At 71.1% G+C, this 11,450-nt stretch carries 9 protein-coding genes; 4 read left to right on the forward strand and 5 right to left on the reverse strand.

The window, feature by feature from the left end:
• Positions 1–54: 54 nt before the first annotated feature.
• Genes E9934_RS06710 through E9934_RS06725 form a run of 3 tightly spaced genes read right to left on the reverse strand, consistent with a single transcriptional unit; the run spans position 55 to position 3,086 of the window.
• Positions 55–1,935: a glycosyltransferase family 2 protein gene (locus E9934_RS06710; protein WP_158294947.1), complete on the reverse strand. Its 1,881-nt coding sequence runs from the start codon at positions 1,933–1,935 to the stop codon at positions 55–57.
• The gene (locus E9934_RS06720; protein ID WP_136562119.1) at positions 1,932–2,663 is read right to left on the reverse strand and encodes a hypothetical protein; all 732 of its coding nucleotides are present in this window, start codon (positions 2,661–2,663) and stop codon (positions 1,932–1,934) included. The genes E9934_RS06710 and E9934_RS06720 overlap by 4 nt, the downstream gene beginning before the upstream one ends.
• A 57-nt stretch (positions 2,664–2,720) precedes the next feature.
• Positions 2,721–3,086: a hypothetical protein gene (locus tag E9934_RS06725; RefSeq protein WP_136562120.1), complete on the reverse strand. Its 366-nt coding sequence runs from the start codon at positions 3,084–3,086 to the stop codon at positions 2,721–2,723.
• A 185-nt stretch (positions 3,087–3,271) separates the two neighbouring features.
• Between E9934_RS06725 and E9934_RS06730 the strand changes: the two genes are divergently transcribed.
• The 3 genes from E9934_RS06730 to E9934_RS06740 all read left to right on the forward strand — a co-directional run bounded on the left by E9934_RS06730 (position 3,272) and on the right by E9934_RS06740 (position 7,496).
• Positions 3,272–5,101, forward strand: a complete 1,830-nt coding sequence (locus E9934_RS06730; protein WP_202977218.1) for an AMP-dependent synthetase/ligase — start codon at positions 3,272–3,274, stop codon at positions 5,099–5,101.
• 65 nt (positions 5,102–5,166) lie between these two features.
• Positions 5,167–6,243 carry a ferredoxin reductase gene (locus tag E9934_RS06735; RefSeq protein WP_136562121.1) on the forward strand — a complete coding sequence of 359 codons (1,077 nt, stop codon included), beginning with the start codon at positions 5,167–5,169 and terminating at the stop codon, positions 6,241–6,243.
• A 44-nt stretch (positions 6,244–6,287) separates the two neighbouring features.
• Entirely contained in the window at positions 6,288–7,496 is a 1,209-nt protein-coding gene (locus E9934_RS06740; RefSeq protein ID WP_136562122.1) for a fatty acid desaturase family protein, read from the forward strand.
• A gap of 325 nt (positions 7,497–7,821) precedes the next feature.
• On the opposite strand, the gene E9934_RS06745 is transcribed toward E9934_RS06740, so the two are convergent.
• The gene (locus E9934_RS06745) at positions 7,822–8,607 is read right to left on the reverse strand and encodes an enoyl-CoA hydratase (protein WP_202977219.1); all 786 of its coding nucleotides are present in this window, start codon (positions 8,605–8,607) and stop codon (positions 7,822–7,824) included.
• A gap of 118 nt (positions 8,608–8,725) precedes the next feature.
• Here E9934_RS06745 and E9934_RS06750 point away from each other — a divergent pair, with 118 nt between their 5' ends.
• Positions 8,726–10,963, forward strand: a complete 2,238-nt coding sequence (locus E9934_RS06750) for an outer membrane protein assembly factor BamB family protein (RefSeq protein WP_158294948.1) — start codon at positions 8,726–8,728, stop codon at positions 10,961–10,963.
• A gap of 6 nt (positions 10,964–10,969) precedes the next feature.
• Here the strand turns inward: E9934_RS06750 and E9934_RS06755 are convergent, their stop codons facing one another.
• Positions 10,970–11,434: an Lrp/AsnC family transcriptional regulator gene (locus E9934_RS06755; RefSeq protein WP_193556877.1), complete on the reverse strand. Its 465-nt coding sequence runs from the start codon at positions 11,432–11,434 to the stop codon at positions 10,970–10,972.
• Between the last annotated feature and the right edge of the window lie 16 nt (positions 11,435–11,450).

Below are 11,450 nucleotides of genomic sequence, written 5' to 3' on the forward strand. Positions count from 1 at the left end.
CCTCAGTTTCTCCAACGGTCGCGCCCGAGAGCGCCAGGTCCAGCAAGTGGTGCCTCAGGCTGCCACGGACTCGAACTCGACCTGCGGACGAACCACGGCCCGACGGAGGTCGCGGTCGGCCATCAGGGCCATGGCGGTCGCACTCAGGAAGACCAGGCCCTTCGCGAACAGCGCGATCGCCACCATCACGACGAGGCCGCTCCCTCCGGAGGCGCTCGTCAGCAACGCGACTCCGAGCGCGAGGAGTGCGCTGCCCGTCAGGGTCTCCGTCGAGGCTCCCCTGATGGCACGCAGGGCACTGCTCCGCGGCCGGAACTTGGTGGTGCGATGCCACTGCGCGGGGACGCCGCAGGTGGCACGCAGGCTCGCCACCGTGATGACCAGCGAGAGCGACGCGAAGGCCAACGTGGCTCCGACGGCCTGTCCCAGGGACGCGCCGACGACCCGCCGGTGGACCAGCAGGCGCAGCACCCAGCTCCCGAGGAGCGACGCGGTCGCACCGAGCCACAGCTCGAAGGGCATGCGGACGACCTCGTCGTGGATGACCATCGACCCGGCGCCGGCGACGCCCAGACCGAGTGCGATCGCCCTGACGCCGATGCCTGCCACGTCGATGCCGTGGTTGGCGTGGTGCAGCCGCTGGGAGCGGGTCAGCTCGCTGCCGCGGCCGCCGAGGAAGGACGGCAGGAACAGCCGGCCATGCCTTCCCAGCTCCTGCACCGGACCGTAGGTCCAGCGGAAGCGCTGGCGCCGGTAGGCCTCGAAGGTCGGCGGCACGAGGCCGCGACCGTAGGGCTCCGTGAGGTAGACGGAGTGGTAGCCGAGGGCGTGGATCCGGATGGACAGCTCCGAGTCCTCGGTCAGGCACCACTCGGCCCACCCGCCGGCCTCCACCAGTGCTGACGTGCGGATCAGCGACATGGTGCCGACGGTGAGACCGGCGCCGTGCCGGTCCAGGCTGACCATGCCGGTGCGGAAGAACACGGCGTACTCCCAGTTGGCCCACGTCGCGAACCGCGAGCCCTCGTGCCCCCGGTAGGCGTGGGGCGCCTGGACGAAGCCCATCCGCGGCTCGGCGAAGTGCCCGACCGTGTCCTGGAGCCAGCTCGGCTCGACGTGGTAGTCGGCGTCGACGACAGCGATCAGCTCCGCCGCCGGATCGGCGTGCGGGAGCACCCAGTTGAGTGCTCCCGCCTTCGCCCCGGTGATGCCGTCGACGTGGAAGAAGCGGAACCGTCCCCCCAGACGGCGGCACTGCTCCTCCACTGGACGCCAGAGCTCCGGGTCCTCGGTGTTGTTGTCGACGACGAGGACCTCGAAGTCGGGGTAGTCGAGGCGCGCCAGCCGGTCGAGGGTCGCGATGACCACCTCCGGTGGCTCTGCGTGCACGGGCACGTGGATCGAGACCTTCGGGAAGCGGGCGATGCGTGGCGGACGGCGCCGGCGGTCGTCGTGACGACGCCCCTGCAGCAGCGGCTCCCAGCCCTCGCGGGTGGTGACCACGGCCGAGGGCACCGTCACAATCGACAGTGCGAGCGCCGACCACAGCAGCGCCGTGGAGGGCGTGCTCAGTGACAAGCCCGCCAGGAAGCGCACACCCCAGACGAGCATCAATGCACCGAAGGCCAGCCAGACCACCCAGGCGAAGGCGCCCGCAGCAGTCAGGTCGGGCCGTCGACGGGCGTACGACGCCCCGGCGGCCGCCAGCGCGAGCGCGGTGGCCGCGACGGGCAGCCACACCGAGCGGTCGGCCCAGACCAGCATCGCGACGACATGAGCCGCAAGGCCCGAGGCGAGCACGGCACCCGCGCAGCCGAGACGACGACAGCGCACCGGGAGGGCGAGGAGCGCGGTGACCGCGACCCAGGCCATCGCTGCGCCGACCAGGAGCAGGCCGAGCGGCAGGTCGTCCAGCCGGTCGAGCAGCGCGTTCACCAGCGGCCTGCCGCGTCAGCGCCGAGGATGTCCGCCGGCCGCGACGTCGCTGCCTGCTCGGGGCGGCCGCTGGAACCGCCGGACGGGCGGGAGGTGGGTCCGCCCGAGGGGATGTCCGTGGGACGGCCGCCGGGAGAAGCGGGACCGGTGGGCACGGACGACGGCGCACCCGACGGCAGGTCGGACGGTCGGCCCGGGCTCGGCATCCCGCCGCGTGGCGGCGTGTCGACCGGCGGCGTTGCCGCCTCCGATGGGAGTGTCGGCAACGCGGGCATGGTCGGAAGCGCGGGCACCGACGGCACCGGGTCCGTGCCTCCCGGCCCCGACGTCGGCGCGGGCGTGGTCGAGCCGGCCGGAGCTGACGGGGCCCGCTCGGACTGCTGCGCGGGTCCGGGCAGGACGCCGGTGACCGTCACCGCGACCGTGCCGCTCACGGCCGTGGCCGTCAGCGCCGTGGCGACGACGACCTTGCTGGACAGAGCTGCGACGAGCGCCGCCCGGCGGCCGCCGGCACGCCCCCGGGCCCGGTCCGGCGACGCAGCGCGGAACGCGGCGAGCGCCTGCGCCTCGCGCGCCGTGGCGACCGCGTCCGCCGCCCCGCCGACGGAGCTCGCGTCGGCGCGCACGGCATCCAGAGCCTGCTCCAGGTGTGGTCGCCCGACGGGGTGGCCGGCGATCAGCCTCTCGGCGTCCTTGCGGGTCAGCGCGGGGTCTCGTGGCGTGGTCATCACTGAGTCAGCGACGGCGGCGCCAGAAGTGTCACACCCCTCCGACCGGGTGCGGCCTCACTCGTTGGCACGCACCCAGGCCAGCGACCGCTGGAGGTCGCCGAGGTCGCGATACCAGGTGCGGACCTCCACGCGACACCGGATGCGCTGCGCCCGGGTGTCGTACTCCCCGCACTCCGCGATCGCCTCGGAGTCGGTCGGTGGATAGAGCGACGTGCCATCGGCATGGTCGATGCCGAAGCCGTTGGCGGCGTCGCCCTCGACGCCGACGATGATGGGCCGCTCAGCCAGCGCCTGCTGCGGCGAGGACGCTCCGGCCGGGGTGAGCACCGAGACGCCGATGGCGCCGACGGAACCGGCAAGCAGGCCGAGGATCGGCCAGAGGTGGCGGGCGGGGCGGCGATCCGTGCGATCAGGTGACATGACAGCTCCTCGAGAGGTGGGTGGACCGGCGATCTGCCGGCCTCCGGCGACCGTAGGGAGTCGGCGCCTCCCGGCGGCCATGGAACGAAGCCGCCTGTGGAGAGAAGTCCCGTCGTCCGCCGTTGTGGACCCGCGGTGGTCAACCCCTGCGGATCTGCACACACCCGTGCAAGGATGGGCGTCCCGTGACCCACATCACGGTCTCGGCCCCTGAGCCCACCCGACCCGAGGAGTCCCCGCCCATGGCGACCGACCGGCGCACCCTCTGCACCGCCTTCCAGCAGACCGCCACCCAGTCCCCCGGCCGCGTCGCCCTGCGCGCGGCCGACGGGAGCCTCGAGATCACCTGGCGGCAGTACGCCGACCGCGTCCGCGCGATCGCCGGCGGACTCGCGAGCCTCGGCGTCGCCCACGGCGACACCGTCGCGATCATGCTCACCAACCGCCCCGAGTTCCACGTGGTCGACACCGGCGCCCTGCATGCCGGAGCGACGCCGTTCTCGATCTACAACACCCTGGCGACCGAGCAGATCGCCTATCTCTTCGGCAACGCCGGCAACACGGTCGTGATCACCGAGCTGCAGTTCCTCGACCGCCTGAAGCAGGCGAACGAGTCCGGCCAGGTGCAGCACTTCGTCGTCGTCGACGGCGAGGCCGACGGAGCGATGACCCTCGCCGAGCTCGAGGCGGCCGGCAGCGCGGACTTCGACTTCGAGGCGTCCTGGCGCGCGGTCGAGCCCTCCGACGTCCTCACCCTCATCTACACGTCGGGAACGACCGGTCCACCGAAGGGCGTCGAGCTCACCCACGCCAACCTGATGGCGGAGATGGACGCGCTGGATGGCTACTTCCCGCTCAGCCACGACGACTGCCTGGTCTCCTACCTGCCCGACGCACACATCGCGAACAGGTGGGGCGCCCACTACAGCAACCTGCGCTACGGCATCCAGATCACGACGGTCGATGACCCCAAGCAGCTCATCGCGACGCTGCCCGGCGTGCGGCCGACGTTCTTCGGCGCCGTGCCGGCGGTCTGGTACAAGGTCAAGGCCGGCATCGAGGCCGCGCTCGCCGCCGAGCCCAACGAGAAGAAGCGCAAGCTCGCCAACTGGGCGATCGAGACCGGCACCAAGGTCGCCTGGCTCAGGTCCGACGGCAAGCCCGTGCCGCTCCCGCTCCGGTTGCAGCACGCCGTCGCGGACAAGATCGTGCTCAGCAAGCTGCGGGAGCGGATGGGCCTCGAGCGGGTCCGGGTCGCCGCGACGGGCGCATCGGCCATCGCACCGGACGCCCTGGCCTTCATGCTCGGTCTCGGCATCCCGGTCCTGGAGGTCTGGGGGATGTCGGAGACCTCCGCCGTCGTCACGATCAACCCGCCGGATGCGGTCCGGATCGGGACGGTCGGCAAGGTCGTCCCGGGCGGCACCGAGATCTCGCTCGGCGAGGACGGGGAGCTGCTCGTACGCGGCCCGCTGGTGATGAAGGGCTATCGCAACGACCCGCAGCGGACGGCCGAGGCCATCGACGCCGACGGCTGGATGCACACCGGCGACATCGCGACCATCGACGATGACGGCTACGTCCGCATCGTCGACCGCAAGAAGGAGCTGATCATCAGCTCCGGCGGCAAGAACCTCTCTCCGCAGAACATCGAGGGCGCCGTGAAGGTCGCCTGCCCACTCGTCCTCAGCGTCGTCGCCATCGGCGACGACCGTCCCTACATCACGGCCCTGGTCACCCTCGACCCCGACGCCGCCGCCGTCTTCGCCGAGAAGGCCGGGCTGGCCGACGCCTCCCCCGCGGCCCTGGCAACCGACCCGACCGTCGTGGCCTACGTCCAGGCCGGCGTCGACCAGGCCAACGAGAAGCTGGCCCGGGTCGAGCAGATCAAGAAGTTCACGATCCTGCCCACGGTCTGGGAGCCGGGCGGCGAGGAACTGACGCCGACGATGAAGCTCAAGCGGCGTCCGATCGCGGAGAAGTACGCCACCGAGATCGACGAGCTCTACGCCTGACGCTCGCGACGACCCGGACGTCCACCTGGTTGACGAACTGAGTGAACAGTAGTTCACTCAGTTCGGTGACGCAGGAGACCATCACCTGGGAGCGTGCGCGCCAGGCTCTCGACACCCTCACGACTCCTCTCCTCCCCGACGACTACCTCCAGCTCATCAACCCGCTGTGGTCCTCGCGCGAGCTGCGGGGGCGGGTGGAGGCGGTGGTCCGCGAGACGGACGACGCCGCGACCCTGGTGATCCGGCCGGGGTGGGGCTGGCGCTACCAGCACCGTCCCGGGCAGTACGTCGGCATCGGCGTCCAGATCGGCGGGAAGTTCCACTGGCGCTCGTACTCCGTCAGCTCAGCGCCCAAGCGCACCGGGCGCACCCTGGCGATCACTGTGCGCGCGATGCCGGAGGGCTTCCTCTCCGACCACCTCGTCAACGGCCTCGCGCCCGGCACGATCGTGCGACTCGCCCTCCCGCAGGGGGACTTCGTGCTGCCCGACCCACCTCCCGCCAGAGCCCTGTTCCTGGTCGGCGGCAGCGGGATCACCCCGGTGATGTCGATGCTGCGGACCCTGGATCGCCGCGGCACGATGAGCGACGTCGTGCTCCACTACTCCTCCACCACTCCGGACCGGATGATCTTCCGCGACGAGCTACGCGAGCTCCACGAGCGCCATCCCACGCTCGTGGTGCACGAGCGCCACACCGACCTCGAGGGGATCCTCGAGCTGGCGAGCCTCGACCAGCTCGTCCCTGACTGGCGGCAGCGCGAGACGTGGGCCTGCGGACCGGCACCGATGCTCGACGCCGTCGAGCAGCACTGGGACGAGGCCGGGCTCGACGACGCCCTGCACCTCGAACGGTTCTCGCTGAGCCTCGGCGACGCGGAGGGCGAGGGCGGACTGATCACGTTCCAGAACTCCGGCAAGGAGGTCGACGTCGACGGCGCGACCACCGTGCTCGAGGCTGGCGAGCAGGCGGGGGTCGGCATGCCCTACGGGTGCCGCGTCGGCATCTGCCACACCTGCACCCTCACCAAGATCTCCGGCACCGTGCGCGACCTGCGCAACGGGGAGGACTACGACCAGCCGAACGAGCAGGTCCAGACCTGCGTCACGGTGCCCGTCGGGCCCTGTGTCCTCAACATCTGACCAGTCGACCAGCGAACCGTCCACCACCACCCAGGGAGTCCTCCATGGCCATCTCCGACGTCGCAGCCTACGCCCACCTCTCCTCCGAGGACGTGGAGGCGATCGGACGGGAGCTCGACGAGATCCGCGTCGAGATCGAGGAGTCGCGCGGTGCCCGCGACGCGGCGTACATCAACCGCGTGATCCGCACCCAGCGGGTGCTGGCGGCCGCGGCCCGGATCGGGATGATCGTCAGCTCTCCGCTCGATGCCCGCGTCCGACGTCCCGTGGTCGCCGCCAGCGCCGTGGCCCTCGGGCTCGCCAAGATCCTCGAGAACATGGAGATCGGGCACAACGTCATGCACGGCCAGTGGGACTGGATGAATGACCCGGAGATCCACTCCTCCAACTGGGAGTGGGACACCGGCCAGCCGGCCGAGCAGTGGAAGCACAGCCACAACTACATCCACCACCAGTTCACCAACGTGCTCGGCTATGACAATGACATCGGGTACGGCGTCCTGCGGATGGCCCGCGAGCAGAAGTGGCACCCGGTGAACCTCGGCCAGCCGGTCTACAACGCGCTGCTCGCGACGCTCTTCCAGTGGGGCGTCGCCCTGCACGACCTCGACATCGAGGCGATCCGCAAGCGCGAGAAGGACCCGAAGGAGATGAAGCGCCAGCTCGGGCAGATCCTGCGCAAGGGCCGGCGGCAGATCGCCAAGGACTACCTCCTCTACCCCGCCCTGTCGGGGCGGCACTGGCGCGACACCATGCGGGCCAACGCCACGGCCAACCTGATGCGCAATGTGTGGTCCTACGCGATCATCTTCTGCGGCCACTTCCCCGACGGTGCCCTCCACTTCACGGAGGAAGAGCTCGACGACGAGACACGCGCGGAGTGGTACCTGCGCCAGATCTACGGCACGGCCAACTTCGAGGGCGGGCGGCTGCTGCACATCATGAGCGGCAACCTCGGCTACCAGATCGAGCACCACCTCTACCCGGACCTGCCGAGCAACCGCTATGCCGAGATCTCCGGCCGGATCCGCGCTCTGTGCGCCAAGTACGACATCCCCTACACGACCGGACCCCTGCACCGGCAGTACGGCCAGACCTTGCGCACCATCATGAAGCTGTCGCTGCCCAACAGGATGACCCGCGACGACAAGCCCCCGACCGACGCCCACCCCACCGTCGAGCACGGCCGACCCGCCGCACAGGACCGGCAGGTACGACGGACCGAGGTGGGCGGCTGGTCCCGCACGTCATGAGCGCGCTGTTCGCGTGGCCCGACGGAGTCCTCGATCGCCGGCGGGTCACCCGATGCGCGTTGGCGCGCATCTGCGGCGCGTGCGAGCAACCCCTGGGCCGTCCGATCGTGTTCCTCGGCACCTCTCGAGAGCAGCACCGCAACGAGTTCCACTCGCCGCCTCTGCACGAGAGGTGCGCGGGCCCCGTCCGGGAACTGCTGGGTGGGGACTGCGTCGAGGTCCGGACCGCAGGCTTCGAGTACGTGCGGCCCGGGCGCGAGGACGCGGATCCGCTCCCCCGTTTCGTGCCGAACTCCGTGCTGGCCTGACCTGGGCTGAGGCAGCGTCAGGACTGGCTGCGGCCGCGCGCCATCACCGCGTCACGTCGGGCCTCGACCTCACCGGCATCGGTGGTCCAGGCGCCGGCGACCTCGGCCTCGAGCAGCCACGCCTCGCCGCCCGTGAGGAACTCGCCCTCCTCGTAGGTCGCGAGCAACCGGCGGATCGCCCGCTGGTCGCCCGAGACGATGTCCGAGGCCAGCTGCCGGGTGAAGCCCAGCAGCTCGTCGTGCGGCACGACGTGGTTGACCAGGCCCCAGTCCAGCGCGGTGGAAGCGTCGATGAAGTTGCCGGTGAGGCTCATCTCCCGCGCCCGCCGTACGCCGATCGCCTGGGGAAGCAGGACACTGAGCCCCCACCAGGGCTGGAGGCCGACGCGGGCATGGGTGTCGGCGAAGCGCGCCTGCTCGGAGGCGACGAGGAAGTCGCAGGCGAGCGCGAGCTCGAAGCCCCCGGTGATCGCGAACCCGTTGATCGCCCCGATCAGCGGCTTGGAGATCGAGGTGAACGGTCCGCGGTCCCGGACCGGTGTCTCCGTGGTGGGCGCCGTGTCGGTGAGCCGGGTGTCCCCGGATCCGAGTGACTTGAGGTCGAGGCCCGCGCAGAAGGCCGGCCCGTTGCCCGTCAGGACCAGTACGTCGACCGCGTCATCGGCCTCCGCCCGGGCGACTGCGGCGACGAGCTGCTCGAACAGGTCGCCGTTGATGGCGTTGCGCGCCTCCGGCCGGTTGAGCGTGATCGTCGCGATGCGATCGGCGATGTCGAGCAGGACCAGATCGGCGGTGTCAGTCACGGCTGGCACCCTAGTACCCCTCATCAGGCCGTCATCGCGCCGAGGGCCTCGGTTTGCCCGACTCCCGGAACGGGCATCGCAGACGACGATCGAAAGGACCTCCGTGCACCGTCGTCTGTTGAGTTGCCTCCTGGGCCTCGTCACCCTCACCGTTGTCATGGCGCTGGTCGCGGCGTGCAGCGACAGCTCCGAGGAGCTGCCGGATGTCCCCTCTCTCGCGGCGGCGTGGGAGGTCGACGGCGGCGACATCTCCTTCGGCGACACCTACTGGTCGAAGCCGGCGGTCTGGTCCACCGACGACTCGCTGATCGTGCTCTCCTCGGACCTGCGGGGTGCCCGCACCATGCTGCGCGGGCTCGACCGTGCGAACGGCACGACCCGCTGGTCCGCGGTCGTCCCGGGCGGGTGGTGCACCAGCTCGGACGAGGTCGGCCCCGACGGCACCGTGGCGATCCGCCTCCGGTCCTCGGGCACGGCACTGTCCTGCGACCGGCTCGTGGCGATCGACAGCACGACCGGCGAGGTGCGGTGGAGCGTCGACCTGGCCATCCCCGGCGATCGGCTCGACCAGCCGCGCGTCAGCGTGGGCGAGGTCGTCATCACCTCGGGCAACTGCGGCCAGGTGCTCCGCTTCGACCTCGGCGACGGCTCGGCGCTCCCGGCCTCGACCGGCCTGCGTGAGAGCCGCGACGCGATCCTCGACCAGTGCGGCAAGGGAGGGTTCGGCGACGGCGTGATGACCCGCCGCACGGCCCGGGGCACGGCTCTCCTCACCGACTCCGGCACACCGATCTGGCAGACCCGGCGAGCGATCCAGACGGCCGACATCGTCTCCGCCGATCCACTGGTCCTCGAGGTGGAGGAGGGCGGCTCTCGCCTCCTGCGACGGTACGACGAGGGCCGGCCTGGCCCCGCGATCGGCTACGAGCTCGGGTACACCCGGGGCTTCCGCCCGATCGCCCACGACGAGCACACCCTCGTCGGCACCTACGACGACGCCGAGATCATCGAGGCGTTCGACCTCGACACCGGAGAGCTGTTGTGGGCACGCGACAGCGATCGCTTCACCAGCGGCCGTCGCCTCCTCGGCGTACATGACTCCCAGTTGGTCTGGGGACAGGGCGTCAACTCGCTGGAGGAAGAGGAGAACTACCCCCATGACGACATGTGGGTCTCCGTCAGCAGCCTCCGGGACCCCGACGCCGGCCGCACGCTCGGCGCCGTGCGGCGATCGTCGTACCTCAGCACCTCCGACCTGTGGACCGTGAGTGGAGGGCTGCTGATCACCGGAGGGAGCCGGCTCACGGCATGGTCACTGGACGAGGTGCCGGAGGACGCGCCCGACGAGATCCTCACCGTGCCGCGCTCGCACCTCGCGGGACCGGACTCCGACGTGCCGTGGAGCGACGCCGAGGTCAGCGACGGAGCCGCGATCCGGGCCTGCACCCGGGTCAGCGACGAGTCGCTCCGGCTGCTCGGGCTGGACCCGGAGGCCCCCGCTCCCGCCGACTGCAGCTGGCGCAGCGGCGGAGCGCAGGAGACCAGCCTCCGGATCGAGTTGAGCCTCACCGAACCCACCGCGGACCGCAGCGGTGCCGACGTCGCGGCGGAGCGACTGTCGGACCTCGGCGACCAGTTCGACACCCGACCGGTCCATGGCCTCGGCCAGGAGGCGCTGGCCTGGGGAGGCCCGGCCACCGCGTCCTGGACCTTCGTGTCCTCGCCGGCCCAGGGCGGACTGACGTCGTCCTACGGTCTCATCGTGCGCCAGGACAACATCGTGCTCGAGGCATCCGCCGACGTGACCTCGACGCGCACTGGTGCGCCCGCGGCAGCGCCGTCCGACGTCCGCGCGGGCGTCGTGTCCGCAGTGCGCGACGTGCTCGCCGAACTGGGGCGACCGACCGACGCCCCAGCCGCCGGCGAACCCGGGACCCTCGAGGCGACGGGGCCCGTGTGCCGGCGAGTGGCGGCGGTCGCGGCCAGGGTGCTGCCTCCGGCGGATGCCCGGCTGACCTCCGGCGACGGGGCCGCTGCCGCGTGCGTCTGGGTGGACGAGCCCCGCGAGCTGCAGGTCGCCGTGGAGGCAGTCGGCGCCGCGCCCGTGGGCGGCAGCAGCGGGCTGGAGGAGGCGACCGTCATGGTGGAGTCCTCCGCCGGGGATCCGCACCCGGGGGTCGGTGACGATGCCCGTCTCGCACGACCCGACGGGGACACGACCCAGCTCGTCGCGCGCCGCGACAACCTGGTCGTCACGGTCTCGTACGTCGACTCGTGGTGGTCCGACGACCAGCTCAGCGACGAGGCCGAGCTGCGTCTGGTCGAGCGGGTCGCCCGGGCAGCGCTACGCGGCTGAGGGGACTCAGCGCACGCCCCACGAGTAGGTCTGCTTGCGGAGCTTGAGATAGACCATCGTCTCGGTCGAGATGACACCGTCGATGGTGCGGATGCGACGCGAGATGATCTCGAGCAGGTGCTCGTCGCTCTCGCAGACGACCTCCACCAGCAGGTCGTAGGAGCCGGCGGTGATGACGACGTAGTCGACCTCGGTGATCTCGGCGAGGGCGTCGGCGATGGGCTCGAGCTCCCCCGAGGCCTTGATCCCGATCATGGCCTGCCGCGCGAAGCCGAGCTCGAGCGGGTCGGTGACGGCCACGACCTGCATGACGCCGCTGTCGACCAGCCGTTGCACCCGCTGCCGCACCGCCGCCTCGGACAGGCCGACGGCCTTCCCGATGGCGGCGTAGGACCGGCGACCGTCGTCCTGGAGCTCGGCGATGATCGCCTTCGAGACATCGTCGAGAGGTGTGGGCCTGGGCTTGGTCACGCCCTGATCCTCACAG

It is taken from the genome of Nocardioides caeni, assembly GCF_004912195.1.
GTDB lineage: Bacteria > Actinomycetota > Actinomycetes > Propionibacteriales > Nocardioidaceae > Nocardioides > Nocardioides caeni.